This is a genomic window from Mesorhizobium sp. M1050 (genome assembly GCF_040318715.1).
Taxonomy (GTDB): Bacteria; Pseudomonadota; Alphaproteobacteria; order Rhizobiales; family Rhizobiaceae; genus Mesorhizobium.
The window spans coordinates 1-18,547 of the sequence record NZ_JAMYMV010000002.1 but is presented as its reverse complement, the minus strand read 5'-3'; the positions used below and the strand labels follow the sequence as shown (position 1 = coordinate 18,547).

The window sequence follows — 18,547 nt, the reverse complement described above, 5'->3', positions numbered from 1 at the left end:
TTCAATCCGTCAAAAGGATGATCGCGCCGATATCGCACGAAATCGCGACGGTGTCGCCGGGCTGGACGGTCGACGAAGCCGGAAGTCTGGCGATGAACCGCAGCGCGGGATCCTCGACCGAGGCGGCGAGCACGCGCTTGAAGCTGCCCTGGAAGACGATGTCGCTCACCTCGGCCGTACCCAGCCTGACACCGCCGCTGCCCACGCCGAAGACGAGATGCTCCGGCCGTATGGCGAGCCCGACGGCCGAGCCGACCGGCAACGTGCAGGGCAGTGAAATCCGCCCGACCGGCGTCGCGACCGTGCTGGTCCTGTCCTTGGCCTCCGCAACCGTGCCGGCGAGGATCGTGCTTTCGCCCATGAAGGTCGCGGAGAAGCGCGTCGCCGGCCGCGCATAGACGCGCTCGGGCGGGCCTTCGTCCTCGATGCGCCCGTCATTCATCACCACGCAATGGTCGGCCAGCGCCATGGCCTCTTCCTGGTCGTGGGTGACGTGGATGAAGGCAGTGCCGACGCGCTTCTGGATCGCCTTCAACTCGTCCTGCATTTGCCGGCGCAATTTGAGGTCAAGCGCGCCGAGTGGCTCGTCGAGCAAAAGCACCGCCGGTTCGATCACCAGCGCACGCGCCAGCGCCACGCGCTGCCGCTGGCCGCCGGAGAGCTGATGCGGCTTCTTGTCGAAAGCGGAGGCCAGCCCAACCAGCGCCAGCGCCTCGCGTGCCCTTGCCGCCCGTGTGGCGCCGTCGACGCCCTGCATGCGCAGCCCAAAACCGACATTGCCGCCGACGCTCATATGCGGGAACAGCGCGTAGTCCTGGAACACCGTCGTCGTCGGGCGCTTGGCCGGCGGCACCGAGGTGCAGTCCTCGCCGCGGATGAACACTTTGCCTTCGCTGGGCGTGACGAAGCCGCCCAGAATGGACAGCAGCGTCGTCTTGCCGGAGCCTGAGGGTCCGAGCAGGATCGTGTAGCTGCCCGGCTCGATCTTGAGCGAGACATTCTTCAGCACGATTTGCTGGCCAAAGCGATGCGATACGGAACTTATGTCGACCAGGGGTGCAGTCATGCTCTTCTCCTGCGCAGCAATGTCAGTTCGAACAGCACGACCAGCACGATCGAGACGGCGAAGACCAGCGAGCCGACGGCATTGGTTTTCGGGTTGAGGCCGGAGCGCAGCAGGTTCCAGATTTCCACCGGCAAGGTCGTGTCGAAACGGGTCAAAAGGAAAGAGATGACGAACTCGTCCCACGAGAAGGTCATCGACAGGAAGAAGCCGGCGAAGATTGCCGGCGCCATGACCGGCACGGTGATCAACAGCAGCACTTTCCATTCCGGCGCGCCGAGATCGCGCGCGGCGCGTTCGATGTTGATCTGGTGGTCGCCCATCTGGCTGTAGATGATGGCAAAGCACAGCGGCAGGTTGATCACGACATGGCCGATCCCTGCCGCAAGCAGCGATTTCGGCACGCCAGCCCAGTTGAACAGCACCAGAAGCCCCATGCCGATGATGAGATAGCTGACCGTCAGTGGCAGCGTGATCAGCCCGCGCAGCAGGCCAGATCCGGGCAGGACGAAGCGGGCAAAGCCCCAGGCCGAGAGGAAGCCGAGCGTGACGGCGGCGAGCGACGAGATGGAGGCGACCAGCAGCGAATTGACCAGCGCCGAGGTCAGCCGCGGGTCCGAGAGAACCGCATCGTACCAGCGCAACGACGGGCCGGTGAAGGGCGGGATCGGAAACGACGTCGCCTGCAACGAAAACAGCACCAGCACGACGACCGGCAGGAAGATGAAGCCGTAGATCAGGACGGCGTAGAGCCACGAGGCGATGCGGACGATCCTGCCCATCTCAGGCCCGCTCGATCTTAAGCCAGCGCGCGCAGCCGAGATAGGCAAAGGTGACCACCGCCATCAGGATGATCGACAGCGCCGAGGCCAGCGGAAAGTCGCCGCGCCGGCCGATCTGCATCATCACCAACTGCGGCATCAGGAGCTCGTTGTTGCCGCCCAGGATCTGCGGCGTGATGTAGTCGCCGATACACAGCACGAAAGTGAGGAAGGCGCCGACCATGATGCCGGGCAAAGTCAGCGGCAGGACGACATGCAGGAAGGTGCGCACCGGCCCGGCGCCGAGATCGGCGGCGGCCTTGCGGTAGCTCGGGCTGAGCTGCTTGAGGTTGGCGAAGATCGTCAGCGTCAAAAGCATGATGAAGAAATGCACGAAGCCGGTGACGGTGGCGAACCGTGTATTGGCGAGTTGCAGCGGCTCGCTGAACAGGCCGGTGCCGGTCAGCGCCCGGTTGACCACGCCGTTCTGTGCCAGCACCAGCAGCCAGGAATAGGAGCGCACGACATAGGAGGTCCAGAACGGCAGCACGGCCAGCATCAGCGCCAGCCGTTGCCAGCGTTCCGGCACCTGTTCCGCCAGGATCCAGGCAAACGGGTAGGCGAGCAGCACGGAGACGACGGTGACGATCGCCGTCACCTCAAGCGAGTTCACCATCGCTTGCCAGTAGGAGGGGTTGGTGAAGAACTGGCTGTAGTTGGACGCCGTGAAGCCGCCGCCCTCATGCGCCGTCAGGCTGGACAGCCCCATGGCGATGAAGGGCAGCACGAAGAACAAAAGCGTCCAGCTGAGCGCTGGCGTCACCAGCGCCCAGGGCAAGGCACGCCCGTTGCTTCCAATTGACTTCATCAGCCGCAATCGCTCATTTTGCCTGCAGTATTTCGGTCCACATATCCTGCATCTTCTTGTCGAGATCGGCGTTCGGCGCCGGATAGGACTGGGCGCGGGCGAGGAAGCCCGGCTGCTCGTCGAAACGCAGGATCTTTTTCTGCTCGTCGGTCAGCGTCGCCTTGGTGTTCGCCGGCATGCCCCAGTAGCAGGACGAGGTGGCAAGCCGCGCCTGGCCTTCCGGGCTCATGATGTACTGGATGAATTTCAGCGCCATGTCCTTATTTTTGGAATCCTTGAACATGGCCAGCGACTGCGACCACAGAACTGCACCTTCTCTGGGAATAGAGAAGTCCAGCGCCGGGTTTTCCTTGGCCAGCCCCGCCGTCACCCATTCGCCGCCACCAACAAGTATGTCGACCTCGCCGGTCGCCAGCGCCGTCTGGCTGGCGGTCACTTCGCCGACAAGCTTGGCATTGGCCTTCATCTTGAGAAGTTCGTCCTTGAGGGCGGGCAGGTCGGCTTCGGTCAGATCCGCCGTCTTCTTGCCGATGGCCAGCGCGGCCATGCCGATGACCGGCAGATAGTAGTCGTAGATGGCGACCTTGCCCTTGTACTTGTCGCCGGTCAGCGCCGCCATCGACTGCATATCGGCCGGATCGACCTTGGTCTTGTTGTAGCCGATCGTGTTGTAGCCGAACTTTTCGGTGATGCCGTAGCGCTTGCCGCCGACCACGGTGGAGCCGTCCATCTTCACCTGCGGGAACAGGTCGGCCAGCGGCAGTCTGTCTTCCGGCAGCGGCTCGAACAGGCCTTTCTCGACGCCGCGCGGCACGTCGATGCTGTCGATCACCATCACGTCCCAGTCGCCGGGCTGCGACTGTTCGACGATGGCGAGCCCAGCGCCGGTGCCCTCGAATTCCTTGACGTTGACCTTGACGCCATTGGCCTCTTCGAAGGGTTGCAGCAGCGCCGGATCGGCGTGATCGCACCAGATCAGCGCGTTGAGGTCAGCGGCCTGGGCTAGACTGCTGGCCCCGAGCAGCAGTGCCGTGGCGGCGCACGCCGCATGCAGATGGCTCTTCAGAATGGAAAGCGGATTCCTGGATGTAGGTTTAGCGGACATCGAGTGTTCTCCCTTGCCTTTGTGGCTTCTTGCAAAAAATTGAACCAATTCTAAAATTGAGTCAATTCTGTTTTTATGGCAAGAGGCTACGATGAGCGGATTGCGGGCAAGGCAAAAGGCGGATCGGCACCGCCGCATCATCGAGGCGGCCGCGGAGCTTTTCCGCGACGCCGGTTATGAGGGTGCCAAGATCGAGGCTATCGCTGCCCAGGCCGAGGTCTCGATCGGCACCATCTATAATTACTACCAGAATAAGGGCGACATCCTCGGCGCCATCGTCTCGCTGGAGGTCAACGAGGTGCTGAATGCCGGACAAGGCGTGGTCGCCAGGCCGCCGGCCAATGTCGGCGATGCGCTGGACACGCTGGTCGGCATCTATATCGAGCACTCGCTGCACTATCTCAGCAAGGAGATGTGGCGGCAGGCGATGGCGATCTCGACGCAACTGCCAGACAGCCCGTTCGGCCAGGCCTACACCGCGCTTGACCGCGCGCTGACCGAACAGATCCGCGCGCTGATCGCCCGGCTGCAGGCGCTCGGCCTTGTGCGGCAGGACATCGACGGGGCAGCGCTCGGCGAATTGATCTTCAACAACATGAACATGATGTTCATCGAGTTCGTGAAGCGCGACAAGGCGAAGATACCGGAGCTACGCGCGGCGATACGCAGGCAGAACCGGATACTGGTGGCGGCGATCGGGGTGTAATTGCCAGGAACAGGCGGCGGCATCGATCGTTGGAAGGCGACGGTGCCCAGCCCTCTTGAGTCGAACCTGAGGTGCAACCCATAGCGGCATCTCTAGGGGAGGGATCTTTGCAGTCCGATCCGCCAATAAGCCTTCACAGAATCCGGCGTAGCTCGTCGGACCTCACGCCCAGCTTCGTAGTGCCATGTGTGATCGCCTCGGCGATCAAATGACGTACACGTCGTGGAAGGTCAGGACCGCCCCGGCCTGTAGGTGGGCGATTTCCATCTGAGCGGCCGATTTCGAGCCATCGGGGTCATAGTACAGAATGCCCGTGGTCTGGTTGTAGAGCAGGTAATCGTTATGGCTGGTGGCGTGTTGGCGCAACTCGAAATAGGACGAGTTCACCTGCGTCGGGCTGGACAAGGAACCGGGACCGAGGCTGGTGAAGACGGCGTTGTCGAGATAGAGCGCGTCGTCCGCTGCGTGGAAGTCGGGGAGCGTAGCGACATTGTCCGGGCCAAAGGCCGTGTCAAACACGAAGGTGTCCTTGCCGGCGCCACCGTTGAGCACGTCGTTGCCACCCCGGCCCCACAGTATGTCGTTGCCAGCCAAAGCATCATAGGTATCGGCCGCGGCAGTGCCGAAAAAAGTGTCGTCCCCGGTAGTTCCCGTGGCCGGGTCGGTAGGCGGGGTCGGCGGTGACGGTGGCTGGTCAGTCCCGTCATGGGCTGCATGCCAGACCGCCTTGGCGTTGGCCCAGTAGTCGCGCGCCGCCTGGCCTTGAAGGACCGTCCAACCGTCGGGCGGCATTGGATAACTGGACGGCAGCGGCGTGTCAGAGAGGTTGAGATAGTAGTTGCCGTGCGACTCGACCGTCTTGTCCCAGGCCCGCTGCAGCCGCTCCATGCCGTTGTGGTTCACGTCGGTGATCGCCACCACACAATCGATAAAGTGCAGGCTGGGCACGATATCGTTAGAGCCTGTCCCCTTGTCGAGTTTAAACGGCGAACCGTGGGTCATCTCGCCTTTGCGAAGGTACTCTCCCATGCCCAGAAGCATGCCATCCATGATGACCGTGTTGTCAGACCCATCAACGTCACCGTCGCCAAGGCTCACTCCGGAAAACACGTGGTCGAACAGGGAATCCTTGATCGTGCCGCCGATGACGTCATCGTCCTCGACCGCGTCGTCGCGGGAGTAGCCGACATAGCTATCCTCGATGACGAAGGTGCCCGTGCCGCCGACACGGATGCCATCCCAGGGCTGGGTAACCGTCCAATCGTCGATGACAAAGTTGTGGGCTGAATTTATACGGACTGCGGCGGAGTTGACGTAAATGTCCTCCCAGTCGCCGGTTTGGGAGACCGTGCCGTTGATCGTGCCGCCAAATGCCAGGAGGTTGGCGCCGGGGTTGACGACCGCGAAGGGATAGAGGTTGGTGGGGCTTCCCTGATTGGCGACGATCCACGAGGCGTCGGTGGCATCGATGGTGGTATCGGCGGGCAGGCCGGATGCCTTATACTGGGTGTAGCCATAGTCGCCGCTTAAGACAATGGTGCTTGCCTGGGCCATGGTTGGCCACCTTTCACCCCGCCCCGCCCATTCCGCCAAGTGCCTGAAGCCGGAAAGGCCTGCGCCTACCAGAGCCCCGTTAGCGTTATCGTGCAAATCACAAAATGTGTCAAAAAATCGGAAGGTGATCGACATCCTATCAAGCACCTCGCTGCACTATCTGGCCCAGGAGATGTGGCGGCAGGCGATGGCGATCTCGACACAACTGCCCGACAGCCCGTTCGGCCAGGCCTGTACCGGGCCCGATCGCTCGCTCACCGCGCGGATTTGCCCTCTGGTCGCCCGGAGGGGGCGTTTTCCATCTGGCATTGGGCGATCATGCTGCTGTTGATCGGCGTGCCTGTTTTCTTTGCTGTTCGATCAGCCACGAAGCCGTCACAGAATCCTGCGGCTCTTGTAGGCATCGGCGGCTGGCTGATGCTGCTGGCGATCGGCCAGGCATTGTCACCGCTGCGCACACTCGCCAACTTGGCCATTTCGGCCGAAGGCTACCAGCAACTCATGGCTCTCCCGAACGGGGTCATGGCGGCCTATGGCGAGCTTGCTCTCAATCTGGCATTTCTGGCGCTTCAGCTGGTTGTGCTCGTTTCGATGCTGCGGCGAAGCCACCGCTTCCCGCGGTTGTTTCTGTTCCAGTGGTTTGCAATTCCGGTCGTATTCATCCTGGACACCATCTGGATCGCGTCAGTTCTGGGCGTTCCGGCGAACAAGGTGCTCGCAGGTGATGCGTTGCTGGCAGCCATAGCGTCGTTTGTAGGGACCGGCATCTGGACCGCTTATGTCTATAAGTCAGTGAGGGTGAGGAATACGTTCACTCGCACGATCGCTTCCGGCCAAGTAGCAAGCGCCTCATAGAAGATATCGGTGCGGTCGGACATCAAGGTCGCTCAGGCGAGTGAGTGTCGCCATGTAGTCGGGGATGTCCGAGTGATAGACGTCGATCGATCAGCGTGCCGTCAGAGAGGATGCTGTCGGATAACAGGACGTCCGTCCTGTTTTGGCAGAGCGCGATGCCACCGGGCAAGTGGCCCGTTCGGCCAGGCCTATACCGGGCAAGACCGCGCGCTCACCAAGCAGACCCGCGCGCTCATCGCCCGGCTGCAGGCGCTCGGCCTGGTGCGGCATCGATGGGGAAGCGCTCGGCGAACTGGTCTTCAACAACATGAACATGATGTTCATTGAGTTCGTGAAGCGCGACGCGGCGAAGATACCGGAACTGCGCGCGGCGATACGGAGGCAGAACCGGATATTGGTGGCGGCGATTGGGTTTGAAATGGCGGACCTACTAAGCTAGCTGCATTGTTTATGTTGGACCGGCGCTCGCGATCCAGCCGACATAGAACAAGGCGGCGTAAAACAGCGCGACATCCATAAAGTCGACCTCGCGTGCCCGGTGAAGAAGGGCACGAAAGCTCATCAAGCTGCAAAGTTATCGGTGCCTCTTGTGACTGCCAGTAACCAAGTTACCCGCCAGTGAACTGGGTACCACCGGGGTCCAACCACCTTGTCGGCTGTCAATGTTCATTCACCCGTGACAAGTAATGTTGCAAAACCGGACTAGCTCCCTCGGACGAGAAGGCGCCGCTCAGGCCCTGAGCAGCCCCTTCCGCCGCGATGGCAGCCCGTCCCGCCATTGCCTCTTCATATCCGGTGACGGCCCGCCAGCCGTGGCCCGAGGTCAATGCGTCGGCGAGATCAACCGCATCGGCGAGCGCGAGATTCACCCCTTCACCCGAGAAGGGAGACATCAGGTGCGCCGCATCGCCCAGGAGAGTCAGCCCCGAACGACTGGTCCAGCGATGCCCGACAGGCAGCGCATAGAGTGGACGGACCGCGATGAAATCCCCGGTCTCGATGATTTCCTTCAACGCGTGAGCCCATTCGGCGAAGGGCCCACGCAACTCTGCGCGCACCCTTTCGGGTGACACCGCCTGCCAGTTCCGCGCGGTCGCCTCGTCCAGGCGCAGGCCGGCATATCCGCGAATATGGCCGAGCCCGTTTCGCTGGGTGATCAGTACGCGATTGTTGCCGACCGCAAACATCTTGCCACTGCCTGTCAGTGCGTCGATGGCGGGATGCCGTTCTACGTCGAAGCCCAGTTCGACCAATGTCACGCCTTCATAGACTGGCACGGCATGGCTGAGCAGCGGTCGAACGCGCGACCATGCGCCATCTGCGCCGACCACCACATCGAAGCGCTCGCACCACCTATCGCCGATCAGCGCATGGCCATCGTCGGCAGGCGTGATTTCGAGGACGCGATGTCCCCAGCGCACCGTGCCGGGCGTGAGCGCATCCAGAAGGATCTGACGCAGGATCGTCCGATCGATTTCGGGCCGATCGTCAGCGGGCCCGTTGCGGTCGAACAGCAGGGTGCCGTCAACGTCGTAAAGCCGGTCCCCCTGATCCTCGGGGCGGGCCGCAGTGGTGAACTCGGCTTCTAGGCCCGCCAGCCGCATCGCGCGTTGGCCAGTTTCGTCATGCAGGTCGAGCGATCCGCCTTGCGGCCGCTCCCCGGCATGCGCATCCCGCTCGAACACGACGGGGGAGAGACCGCCCATTTGCAGCAGTCTCGCCAGCAACAGCCCGCCGGGGCCGCCGCCGATGATCGCGATCCGATCCATTGCCATATCATCAACCTCCATGTACATAGGAGCCTATGTAAATGAACATAGGAGCCTATGCAATGCCCAATACCGATGATGATTGGGAGCCGCTTCGCCATCCTGGCCATTACTTCAGCCGTATCGCACGCGAACTGAGCCGTATCGGCGACGCGCGGCTGCGCGACCTCGGCTTCGCCACGGCGCAGTTGCCCGTACTGGTGGCACTCAAGGATGGAGAACGACTGTCACAGACGGAACTCGCGCGTTGGGCGAAGGTGGAGCAGCCGACCATGGCTCAGATGCTCGCCCGGATGGAGCGCGATGGCATCGTCAAGCGTGAGCCCGATCCGCGCGACGGGCGCTCGAGCCTGATATCGCTGACGGACGAAGCGCTTGCGCGATTGCCGGCTGGCCGCGCGATACTGCGGCAGGGCAATGCCGATATCATGAAAGGTCTGTCGCCGGAGGAGGTCGACACACTCGTGTCGCTGCTCCAGCGCGTCCTCGCGAATATCGAAGCGCTTGAGCAGTGAGCAAAGCATACCGATCGAATTGCGGTTAGCGGTAAACCGACCGAACTGTTCCCGAACGTCGTCGAGGCTCGTGTGGGATGCCGTGTACGCCGAAAATGACAACGATTTCAGGGATAGGCAGAAGAAGGAGCGTAGAGGCTTCGGCGAAAGGGAATAACAGGGATGGTGCCCCCGGACGGAATCGAACCGCCGACCTTCGGTTTACAAAACCGCTGCTCTACCAGCTGAGCTACAAGGGCACGGCGCTCCGGTTAGCATATTTGTTGCGCCAGTAAAGACAAAACTCCGTTTTATCAGGCATGTCGTATGGGCTGTCGGAGAGGGCATCCTGAAAACCGCCGGATTGTTTCCTACATATGGAAACGTTGCAATCGCTTCGAGCAGGGGTGTGGCATGATCAGATTTGTCATCATTCTCCCGATCATCTTCGTAGCCTGGATGCTGCTGGTGAAGATCATCAACGATGTGAAGAAGGCCAATGTCGACTGGGCCGGCGTGACCACCATCATCGGCTTCATCGCGCTCGCCTTCTGGCTTCGCCACGTCACGGGCATGGGGTGAGAGAGTAGCCACGAAGTAGGCACCGCCGGCGAAGCTACCGATCTCCCTAGCAAAGAGGACATTGGCCATCGTCAACGTCCTCGCCGATCTCTGCGGGCCGAACTGGCCGCCAGCACGACCTCGGCCCAAGCGAACCAAGCCGTTCCAGAAAAATCGAAAAAAGATTCGAACCTTTTTCCTTGCCGCGACGACAGATGATCAAGAGGCGGATGGATCGCCTCGGTCAACGAAGCAAGGAGATCATCATGTTCACGCGCACACTCGTTTCCGGCGTCATCGCCACCGCCGTCGCCGCCAGCTCTCTGCTCGGCACCGTTCAGCCCTCGGCGGCCCACAACCATCACAACCGCGACATCGGCATCGGCATCGCCGCAGGCGTTGGCGGTTTCGTGCTGGGCAGCCTGCTCTCCCAGCAGCCGCGCACCGTTTATGTCGACGAAGACGGCGGCTCATGGCATGTCCGCCGCTGCTACGATCGTTACGCCAGCTACGACGTCGACTCCGACACCTATATCGGCCACGACGGCTATCGTCACTACTGCCGGCTCTGAGAGGAGGTGGCTTCAATCAGCTGTAAAGAGGGGCGCCCCACCGCCTCTCTTTTCGCTGTTCGTATGATCTCAGGCCGAGCTGACGCCGCCGATCATCCTGGTCACTTCGGCCGCGGCATCGCGCACCAGCGGGCCGATTTCGGCCAGCCGCTCCGGCGTTACCCGCACGGTCGGCCCGGAGACCGAAACGCCGCCGATCGGCTCGCCGAATTCGTTGAAGATGGCGGCCGCCACGCAGCGCATGCCGGGGTGCCGCTCCTCGTCGTCGACCGACCAGCCGCGCAGCTTGATTCGTGCCAGATCGTGGGCGAGGGCGGAGATGTCGGACAGCGTCTTGTCGGTGAAGCGCTGCAGCCCTGCCTTGCGCAGGATAGTTCCGACGCGCTCCGGCTCGAGATGCGCCAGCACCGCCTTGCCGATGCCCGACGCATGGAAAGGGCTGCGTGTGCCCGGCCGGAAGAAGGCGCGGATCGCCTGATGCGTCTCGACCTGGCTGACGAAGATCACGCAATCATCCTCGGCGACTCCGAGATTGGCGGTCTCGCCGGTTCTCTCCATCAGCTCCTGCATGACGACACGGGCGCGGTCGACCAGCTTGCGGCGGCGCAGGAAGGCCGCGCCCATGCGATAGGTCTCGACGCCGATCGACCACAACTGATCGCTGGTATCGAATTCGACCATGCCGTGGTTTTGCAGCGTCGTCAGCATGCGGTAGGCGGTGGAGGCGGCCAAGCCGCTTTGCGCCGATATCTCGCTCAACGAAAGGCCGCTGCCCTCCGCGACGATGGCCAGGATACGCAACGCCCGATCGAGCGACTGCACCGAAGCCTCCGATGGGCCGTTGAAAGCGCGCGGGCGGCCGCGCTGGCGTTTCTCTGTTGTTTCCATGTCGCCATTCTCGCCGATTTCGCCAAACACACAATGAAAAACTTTTTCACTCGGTCGGATGGATGCGTTTCTGGAAAACAGAAAATCCAATAAAATCAGGATATAGTCGCAGTTTTCTAGAAATGAAAAAATATTCTGAAAAAATTGAAAAATAGCTGACTTGCTGGCATCCTTGGCCAATCCAACAATGACAAACCCTGTGGAGGGCTGGAAATGGCCAGGATGCGCGCTGTCGATGCCGCGGTTCTCGTTCTCGAAAAAGAAGGCATTTCCTGCGCTTTCGGCGTGCCGGGCGCGGCGATCAATCCGTTCTATTCGGCGATGAAGGCGAGGGGCACCATACGCCATGTGCTTGCCCGTCACGTCGAGGCCGCCTCGCACATGGCGGAAGGCTATACGCGCGCCAAGTCAGGCAATATCGGGGTCTGCATCGGCACCTCGGGCCCCGCCGGCACCGACATGATTACCGGGCTCTATTCGGCCGCGGCTGATTCCATTCCGATCCTGTGCATCACCGGTCAGGCGCCACGCGCGCGCCTCAACAAGGAGGATTTCCAGGCCGTCGACATATCAGCCATCGCCGCACCTGTCGCCAAATGGGCGGTCACCGTCATGGAGCCCTATCTGGTGCCTATGGCGCTGCAGAAGGCCTTCCACTTGATGCGCTCGTCTCGACCCGGCCCGGTGCTGATCGACCTGCCGGTCGACGTGCAATTGGCCGAAATAGAATTCGACATCGATGCCTATGAGCCGCTGACGCCGTTCAAGCCGGCCATGACGCGCGCGCAGGCCGAAAAGGCGCTGACGATGCTCAACGCGGCCGAGAAGCCGCTGGTCGTCGCCGGCGGCGGCATCATCAACGCCGATGCGTCGGATCTGCTCATCGAATTCGCCGAAATCTCGGGCGTTCCGGTCATCCCGACGCTGATGGGCTGGGGCGCGATCCCGGACGACCACCGGCTGATGGCCGGCATGTGCGGGCTGCAGACCTCGCACCGATATGGCAACGCGACGATGCTGGAGGCCGACTTCGTCTTCGGCATCGGCAACCGCTGGGCCAATCGCCACACCGGCTCGGTCGATGTCTACACCAAGGGCAAAAAATTCATCCATGTCGACATCGAGCCCACCCAGATCGGCCGTGTCTTCGCGCCGGACCTTGGCGTCGTGTCGGATGCGGGTGCGGCATTGAAGGTGCTGCTCGACGTCGCCACCGAGTGGAAGACGGCCGGAAAGCTGCGCGACTGGTCCGGCTGGGCCAAGGAGTGCCAGGCTCGCAAGAAGACGATGAAGCGCAAGACGCATTTCGATCAGGTGCCGCTGAAGCCGCAGCGCGTCTACGAGGAGATGAACAAGGCGTTTGGTCGCGACGTCACCTATGTCACCACGATCGGCCTGTCGCAGATCGCCGGCGCGCAGTTCCTGCATGTCTACAAGCCGCGCAACTGGATCAATTGCGGCCAGGCCGGCCCGCTCGGCTGGACCTTGCCGGCAGCCCTTGGCGTTCGCGCCGCCGATCCCGACCGCACCATCGTCGCGCTGTCTGGCGACTATGATTTCCAGTTCATGATCGAGGAACTGGCGGTCGGCGCACAGCACAAATTGCCCTATCTGCATGTCGTCGTGAACAACGCCTATCTCGGGCTGATCCGCCAGGCGCAGCGCGGTTTTTCGATGGATTTCGAGGTCAGTCTCGCCTTCGAGAACATCAACCGATCAGGTGATCCGGAAGCCGGCTATGGCGTCGACCACGTTGCGGTTGCCGAGGCGATGGGCTGCAAGGCGGTCAGGGTGCGCAAGCCCGAGGAATTCGCCGCCGCCTTCAAGGAGGCGCACCGGCTGATGAAAGAACACCAGGTTCCGGTCGTGCTCGAATTCATCCTCGAACGCGTCACGAACGTCTCCATGGGCACCGAGATCGACAAGATCACCGAATTCGAGGACCTTGCCGAGCATCAGGAAGATGCGCCCACGGCGATCGTGATGTTGGATTGAGAAGAAGGACAAGAAGAATGCCACGGTTTTCGGCCAATCTGTCGATGCTCTTTGGCGAGCATGACTTCCTTGACCGTTTCGACGCGGCCGCCCGCGCCGGCTTCAAGGGCGTCGAATATATCGGCCCGTATGACCATGCGCCCGAAATCGTCGCTGCCCGGCTGAAGAAGAACGGCCTGACCCAGGTGCTGTTCAACCTGCCGGCAGGCGACTGGGGCAAGGGCGAGCGCGGCATTGCCGCATTGCCGGACCGCGTGCCGGAATTCCGCCAGGGCATTGCCAAGGCGATCGCCTATGCGCAAGCGCTTGGCTGCCAGCAGGTCAACTGCCTGGCAGGCATCGCGCCGGCGGGCGCCGACGGCAAGGTGCTGGAGGATGTCTTTGCCGAAAATCTCGCCTTCGCGGCGGAGAAGCTGGAACAGGCCGGCATCAGGCTGCTGATCGAGCCGATCAACACGCGCGACATTCCGGGTTTCTTCCTCACACATTCCGAACAGGCGCTGGCGCTGATCGATCGTATCGGGTCGAAGAACCTGTTCCTGCAATACGACATCTATCACATGCAGATCATGGAGGGGGATCTCGCCCGTACAATCGAGACTAATCTCAGCCGCATCGCGCATATCCAGCTTGCGGACAATCCCGGCCGTCACGAGCCGGGGACGGGCGAGATCAACTATCCCTTCCTCTACGAGCACATCGACCGCATCGGCTATTCCGGGTGGATCGGGGCGGAATACAAGCCGAAGGCCGGCACGGAGGCCGGCTTGGGCTGGTTCAAGGAACTGGCCGGGCAGGGCAGCGCGGCGGCTTAGCGGCTATCGCAGTAGAAGTCGCGTTCCTTCGCGCCTAACAAAAAAACGGAGAACCACAATGGAAACCATCGGTTTCATCGGCCTCGGCATCATGGGCGCGCCGATGGCTGGGCATCTGCTGGACGCCGGCTACGAGGTGATCGCCAGCGACCATCGCTCCAAGCCGCCTGCCGATCTCGTCGCCAAGGGCCTGAAGTCGGTCTCCGGCCATGCGGCCGTGGCCAAGGCTGCCGACATCATCATGCTGATGGTGCCCGACACCCCGCAGGTGGCCGACGTGCTGTTCGGCGAGAACAGCGTCGCGTCCGGCCTGACGAAGGGCAAGCTGGTCATCGACATGAGCTCGATCTCGCCCATCGCGACCAAGGTTTTTGCCAAGAAGATCAACGAGCTGGGTTGCGACTATCTTGACGCGCCGGTCTCGGGCGGCGAGGTCGGGGCCAAGGCTGCGTCGCTGACCGTCATGGTTGGTGGCGAGGAAAAGCCGTTCGAGCGCGCCAAACCCATCTTCGAGAAGATGGGCAAGAACATCACTTTGGTCGGCCCCAACGGCGTTGGCCAGACCACCAAGGTCGCCAACCAGATCGTCGTCGCGCTGACCATTGAAGCCGTCGCCGAAGCGCTTGTTTTTGCTTCAAAAGCCGGCGCCGATCCGGCCAAGGTCAGGCAGGCGCTGATGGGCGGGCTGGCGGCTTCGCGCATTCTGGAAGTGCATGGCGAGCGCATGGTCAAGCGCACCTTCGCGCCAGGCTTCCGCATCGAACTGCACCAGAAGGATTTGAACCTGGCGCTGGAGGGTGCCAAGGCGCTCGGCGTGTCGCTGCCCAACACCTCGACCACGCAGCAGCTGTTCAACTCCTGCGCGGCCAATGGCGGCGCCAGGGAAGATCATTCGGCCCTGGTCAGGGCGCTGGAGCGGATGGCGAATTTCGAGGTCGGCAGCGCGGCAGGCGACGTCAAAGGCAAAGCGGCATAGGTCAGGAGAGGGTGGCGCAACGTTCCCAAGCCGCCAGCTCTTGCCCGTCGAAGAGCGGGTTCCGGCGTCTGTCGCTGGAACCTGTTTCTCGTTTCGAGATGTTTCTGCCGTCCTGGCTCAGCCGCGCTTCAAAAATGTCCGCGCCACATAAAGGCTGATCGCCGCGGCATTCGATACGTTGAGCGAATGGATCGCGCCGGGCATGTCGAGCCGTGCCAGCGTCGTCACCGTCTCGCGCGTCTTCTGGCGCAGGCCCTTGCCCTCCGCACCCAGCACCAGCGCTATCTTGTCACTGGCAAAGCTGGTTTCGAGTTCCGCCGGCCCGTCCGAATCGAGGCCGATGGTCTGAAAGCCGGCCTCGTGCAGTTGACCGAGCGCGTCGGCGAGGTTCTTCACCTCGATCTGGTCGATATGCTCCAGCGCGCCGGAGGCGGATTTTGCCAGCACGCCGGATTCCTGCGGGCTGTGGCGAGCCGTGGTGATCAGCGCGCCGGCGCCGAAGGCGACTGCCGAGCGCATGATGGCGCCGACATTGTGCGGATCGGTGACCTGGTCGAGCACCAGCACCAGCTTGGCATCGCCAAGTGCATCAAGCCGCTTCGGTTTCAGCGGCTCGGCCTCGATCACCACGCCCTGGTGCACGGCGTCCGAGCCGGTGACCTTGTCGATGTCCCTGGGTTCGACCAGTTCCGTCTTGAAGGGCAGGGCGGCGAGATCGGCGATTTCGAGGCGCTCGGCCGCATTGCGCGTCACCAGCATCTTCCTGATCTTGCGGCGCGGGTTGTCGAGTGCCGCCCGCACCGTATGCAGGCCATAGAGCCGCACCAGGCCGTCCGCGGCATTTTCGCCCGGCGGAACCGGCTGCCGCGGCCTGAACGTCGGTGCGCCGCCGCCGCTTTTCTCGTCGCGATAGGCGCGGCGCAGCTTGGCGTAATGGGTGTCTTTGGGAGTGTTGGTTTTATCGCTCATGGCTGGCTTCTATAGCGGTCTCCTCCGGTCAAGGATATGGCCCGTCGCCGCAGCCGGCGAACAGAAACGAAAAACCCTGGTTGCGCGGTTGACACCCAATGGGCTTGCCGCCATAAGGCGCTGCGCTGGTTTCGGAGAAGACATATCTCGGGTCCGGATTGGCGCGAATGCCTCGTTGCATGGCTCCGGCGGCAGATTGGAGAGGTGCCCGAGTGGTTAAAGGGGACGGACTGTAAATCCGTTGGCTTAGCCTACGTTGGTTCGAATCCAACCCTCTCCACCACTGCCGGCCCGGAAGCCCTGAAACGCGAGAAGAATCGGACCGAAAAGTGCATGGCGCTTTTCGGGTGAATCCGGTACTTCAGGAAAGGCGCGGGTATAGCTCAGTGGTAGAGCAGCAGCCTTCCAAGCTGAATATGCGGGTTCGATTCCCGCTACCCGCTCCAGATTTTCATTCCTACGATCGGTAGACCGGAACGCAGCGCAAGGCGCGCGCGGTGCTGTTTGGTTGGCTCGATGAGAGGGTGGCTACGCGACGACAGTCAGCCGGCGCTTGCGCTGATCCAGCGACACGATGGTCAGCCCGCTGCCGACAACCAGCAGGATGCCGCAGATCGCTAGCGCGTTGGGGAATTGCCCGAACACCAGCAGGCCTGAAAGAACCGCCCAGACGGTGAAGCAATAGTAGAACGGCGCCACAGCACTGGTCGGTCCGACGCGGTAGGCCATGAAGATGAAGAAGTGGCCGAAGATCAGGAAAAATCCGGCGCCGGCCATCAGCAGCAGGTGGTGCATCCCGGGCATCACCCAGCGCTCGGAAACCAGATGCGCGGCACCGGCGCCGATCAGCACGACGACGACGGCGGAAATCGCCACGATCATGCCCGGCACCTCGGCCGAGACCCGCCTGCCGGCAAGGTCGCGCGCGGCCGCAAGCGCTGCATTGCCGAGCGCCAGCAGGGCGTAGATCGAAATGCCTTGCATCGTCGGCTGCGCCACCATCAGCGCGCCGATGAAGCCGAGCCCGATCAGCGCCATGCGCCGGCCGCCGATCCGCTCGCCAAACAGGATCGAGGAGCCGACCAGCATCAAGAGCGGCGTGATCTGTCCAAGCGCGGTGGAATCGGCGATCTGCATGTTGGCGAGCGCCACGACATAGCAGAGGATCGCCGCCAGCTCGAGCAGGTTCCTGCGCAGCACATGGCGGTCGAAGATCAGCGGGATCTGCTTGCCGTAGCCCAGCGCCAACAACAGCGGGAAGCCCCAGAGCGCTGCCGCCGCACCGCGCAGAAACAGCACTTCATAGGACGGCAGGCCTGCCGTCGCGAGCTTCATCATCGTGTCGTTGACGAGATAAGATCCCGTCGAAACGATCATGAACAGCGGGCCACGGATTGAGGGCGGGATGAAGTGCATCCGGTCAGGAGATCAGACCTCGATGACTTCAGCAATGGTCCATGGCCTGGCCATGAATCAGACAGGGATTGGGCAGGCAAGACAACGCTATCGCGGCATCGATCGATCGGCCCGCCACCCATTTCATTTCGCGGTGCGCCTCCCTATATCAGCGCCACATCCCCGCAATCGGATCAATGGTTCGGACTGGGTGAGACGGCACCCGGCCAAAAGACGCTTGTGTTTTTTGGCCTTTGTCGCTAATCGCCCCGCATTCGACTGAACTGAAGGTCTTCGACCGAACTGAAGATCCGGGCCGTCCAAGGAAAGAGACTATGGCAAAAGGTAAATTCGAGCGTAACAAGCCTCACGTGAACATCGGCACGATTGGCCACGTCGACCATGGCAAGACGTCGCTGACGGCGGCGATCACCAAGTATTTTGGCGAGTACAAGCGCTACGACCAGATCGACGCTGCCCCTGAAGAGAAGGCGCGCGGCATCACGATCTCGACGGCGCACGTCGAATACGAGACGGCCAACCGCCACTACGCTCACGTCGACTGCCCCGGCCACGCCGACTATGTGAAGAACATGATCACCGGTGCCGCGCAGATGGACGGCGCGATCCTGGTCGTGTCGGCCGCCGACGGCCCGATGCCGCAGACCCGCGAGCACATCCTGCTCGCCCGTCAGGTCGGCGTGCCGTCGATCGTGGTGTTTTTGAACAAGGTCGACCAGGTCGACGACGCCGAGCTGCTCGAACTGGTCGAGCTCGAGGTGCGCGAGCTTCTGACCAAGAACGAGTTCCCCGGCGACGACATTCCGATCGTCAAGGGTTCGGCGCTGGCTGCTTTGGAAGATTCGGACAAGAAGATCGGCGAGGACGCGATCCGCGAGCTGATGGCTGCGGTCGATGCCTATATCCCGACGCCGGTTCGTCCGCTCGACAAGCCGTTCCTGATGCCGATCGAGGACGTGTTCTCGATCTCCGGCCGTGGCACGGTCGTCACCGGCCGCGTCGAGCGCGGCGTGGTCAAGGTCGGCGAGGAACTCGAGATCATCGGCATCCGTCCGACGACCAAGACGACCTGCACCGGCGTCGAGATGTTCCGCAAGCTGCTCGATCAGGGCCAGGCCGGCGACAACATCGGCGCGCTGCTGCGCGGCGTTGATCGTGAAGGTGTCGAGCGCGGCCAGGT

At 62.2% G+C, this 18,547-nt stretch carries 19 protein-coding genes and 3 tRNA genes; 12 read left to right on the top strand and 10 right to left on the bottom strand.

Annotated elements, in window-relative coordinates; all coding sequences use genetic code 11:
* Position 1 precedes the first annotated feature (1 nt).
* From NKH57_RS01325 to NKH57_RS01310, 4 genes are read right to left on the bottom strand one after another with little or no spacing between them, the layout of a single operon-like run.
* Positions 2–1,066 carry an ABC transporter ATP-binding protein gene (locus tag NKH57_RS01325; RefSeq protein WP_352941060.1) on the bottom strand — a complete coding sequence of 355 codons (1,065 nt, stop codon included), beginning with the start codon at positions 1,064–1,066 and terminating at the stop codon, positions 2–4.
* Complete coding sequence (locus tag NKH57_RS01320; RefSeq protein ID WP_352941058.1) at positions 1,063–1,845, bottom strand: ABC transporter permease; 783 nt, start codon at positions 1,843–1,845, stop codon at positions 1,063–1,065. Before NKH57_RS01320 ends, NKH57_RS01325 begins: the two co-directional genes overlap by 4 nt.
* 1 nt (position 1,846) lies before the next feature.
* Positions 1,847–2,692 (bottom strand): ABC transporter permease, encoded by an 846-nt coding sequence (locus NKH57_RS01315; RefSeq protein WP_352831062.1) that lies wholly within the window; start codon positions 2,690–2,692, stop codon positions 1,847–1,849.
* 13 nt (positions 2,693–2,705) lie between these two features.
* On the bottom strand, positions 2,706–3,797 hold the full coding sequence (locus NKH57_RS01310; protein ID WP_352941056.1) for a polyamine ABC transporter substrate-binding protein: 1,092 nt from the start codon (positions 3,795–3,797) through the stop codon (positions 2,706–2,708).
* A 91-nt stretch (positions 3,798–3,888) separates the two neighbouring features.
* Between NKH57_RS01310 and NKH57_RS01305 the strand changes: the two genes are divergently transcribed.
* Positions 3,889–4,503, top strand: coding sequence for a TetR/AcrR family transcriptional regulator (locus NKH57_RS01305; protein WP_023759364.1), 615 nt, complete (start codon positions 3,889–3,891; stop codon positions 4,501–4,503).
* Positions 4,504–4,707: 204 nt separating this feature from the next.
* On the opposite strand, the gene NKH57_RS01300 is transcribed toward NKH57_RS01305, so the two are convergent.
* The gene (locus NKH57_RS01300; protein ID WP_352941054.1) at positions 4,708–6,057 is read right to left on the bottom strand and encodes a calcium-binding protein; all 1,350 of its coding nucleotides are present in this window, start codon (positions 6,055–6,057) and stop codon (positions 4,708–4,710) included.
* Between the two features lie 318 nt (positions 6,058–6,375).
* Here NKH57_RS01300 and NKH57_RS01295 point away from each other — a divergent pair, with 318 nt between their 5' ends.
* Together NKH57_RS01295 and NKH57_RS01290 are read left to right on the top strand one after the other, a co-directional pair.
* On the top strand, positions 6,376–6,912 hold the full coding sequence (locus tag NKH57_RS01295) for a DUF2569 family protein (protein WP_352941051.1): 537 nt from the start codon (positions 6,376–6,378) through the stop codon (positions 6,910–6,912).
* Positions 6,913–7,054: 142 nt separating this feature from the next.
* Positions 7,055–7,351 carry a hypothetical protein gene (locus NKH57_RS01290; protein WP_352941049.1) on the top strand — a complete coding sequence of 99 codons (297 nt, stop codon included), beginning with the start codon at positions 7,055–7,057 and terminating at the stop codon, positions 7,349–7,351.
* A gap of 220 nt (positions 7,352–7,571) precedes the next feature.
* Here the strand turns inward: NKH57_RS01290 and NKH57_RS01285 are convergent, their stop codons facing one another.
* A complete protein-coding gene (locus tag NKH57_RS01285; RefSeq protein WP_352941046.1) occupies positions 7,572–8,681 on the bottom strand; it encodes an FAD-dependent oxidoreductase in 1,110 nt (369 codons plus the stop codon).
* A 62-nt stretch (positions 8,682–8,743) separates the two neighbouring features.
* Between NKH57_RS01285 and NKH57_RS01280 the strand changes: the two genes are divergently transcribed.
* Positions 8,744–9,196 carry a MarR family winged helix-turn-helix transcriptional regulator gene (locus tag NKH57_RS01280; protein ID WP_023759357.1) on the top strand — a complete coding sequence of 151 codons (453 nt, stop codon included), beginning with the start codon at positions 8,744–8,746 and terminating at the stop codon, positions 9,194–9,196.
* Positions 9,197–9,359: 163 nt separating this feature from the next.
* Here NKH57_RS01280 and NKH57_RS01275 read toward each other — a convergent pair.
* Positions 9,360–9,435 (bottom strand) — tRNA-Thr (locus tag NKH57_RS01275).
* Positions 9,436–9,589: 154 nt separating this feature from the next.
* Between NKH57_RS01275 and NKH57_RS01270 the strand changes: the two genes are divergently transcribed.
* Together NKH57_RS01270 and NKH57_RS01265 are read left to right on the top strand one after the other, a co-directional pair.
* Entirely contained in the window at positions 9,590–9,757 is a 168-nt protein-coding gene (locus NKH57_RS01270; RefSeq protein WP_352602471.1) for a hypothetical protein, read from the top strand.
* Between the two features lie 245 nt (positions 9,758–10,002).
* Positions 10,003–10,308: a BA14K family protein gene (locus NKH57_RS01265; RefSeq protein ID WP_352602469.1), complete on the top strand. Its 306-nt coding sequence runs from the start codon at positions 10,003–10,005 to the stop codon at positions 10,306–10,308.
* Positions 10,309–10,377: 69 nt separating this feature from the next.
* Here NKH57_RS01265 and bhcR read toward each other — a convergent pair whose 3' ends face one another.
* Positions 10,378–11,196, bottom strand: a complete 819-nt coding sequence (gene bhcR / locus NKH57_RS01260; RefSeq protein ID WP_352602467.1) for an HTH-type transcriptional regulator BhcR — start codon at positions 11,194–11,196, stop codon at positions 10,378–10,380.
* Between the two features lie 213 nt (positions 11,197–11,409).
* On the opposite strand from bhcR, the gene gcl reads away from it, so the two are divergent.
* From gcl to NKH57_RS01245, 3 genes are read left to right on the top strand one after another with little or no spacing between them, the layout of a single operon-like run.
* Positions 11,410–13,191, top strand: coding sequence for a glyoxylate carboligase (gcl, locus tag NKH57_RS01255; RefSeq protein ID WP_352941043.1), 1,782 nt, complete (start codon positions 11,410–11,412; stop codon positions 13,189–13,191).
* A gap of 17 nt (positions 13,192–13,208) precedes the next feature.
* Positions 13,209–14,006, top strand: coding sequence for a 2-oxo-tetronate isomerase (gene otnI / locus NKH57_RS01250; protein WP_352941041.1), 798 nt, complete (start codon positions 13,209–13,211; stop codon positions 14,004–14,006).
* Positions 13,906–14,982, top strand: coding sequence for a 2-hydroxy-3-oxopropionate reductase (locus NKH57_RS01245; RefSeq protein ID WP_352941332.1), 1,077 nt, complete (start codon positions 13,906–13,908; stop codon positions 14,980–14,982). The genes otnI and NKH57_RS01245 overlap by 101 nt, the downstream gene beginning before the upstream one ends.
* A 117-nt stretch (positions 14,983–15,099) precedes the next feature.
* Here NKH57_RS01245 and rlmB read toward each other — a convergent pair whose 3' ends face one another.
* Positions 15,100–15,951, bottom strand: coding sequence for a 23S rRNA (guanosine(2251)-2'-O)-methyltransferase RlmB (gene rlmB, locus NKH57_RS01240; protein ID WP_352941039.1), 852 nt, complete (start codon positions 15,949–15,951; stop codon positions 15,100–15,102).
* A 198-nt stretch (positions 15,952–16,149) separates the two neighbouring features.
* Between rlmB and NKH57_RS01235 the strand changes: the two genes are divergently transcribed.
* Both NKH57_RS01235 and NKH57_RS01230 read left to right on the top strand, forming a co-directional pair.
* A tRNA-Tyr gene (locus NKH57_RS01235) sits at positions 16,150–16,234 on the top strand.
* A gap of 89 nt (positions 16,235–16,323) precedes the next feature.
* A tRNA-Gly gene (locus tag NKH57_RS01230) sits at positions 16,324–16,397 on the top strand.
* Between the two features lie 82 nt (positions 16,398–16,479).
* On the opposite strand, the gene NKH57_RS01225 is transcribed toward NKH57_RS01230, so the two are convergent.
* Complete coding sequence (locus NKH57_RS01225; protein WP_352941036.1) at positions 16,480–17,367, bottom strand: DMT family transporter; 888 nt, start codon at positions 17,365–17,367, stop codon at positions 16,480–16,482.
* 314 nt (positions 17,368–17,681) lie between these two features.
* Between NKH57_RS01225 and tuf the strand changes: the two genes are divergently transcribed.
* On the top strand, positions 17,682–18,547 hold an 866-nt coding region (gene tuf / locus NKH57_RS01220; RefSeq protein WP_352941034.1), incomplete at its 3' end, for an elongation factor Tu.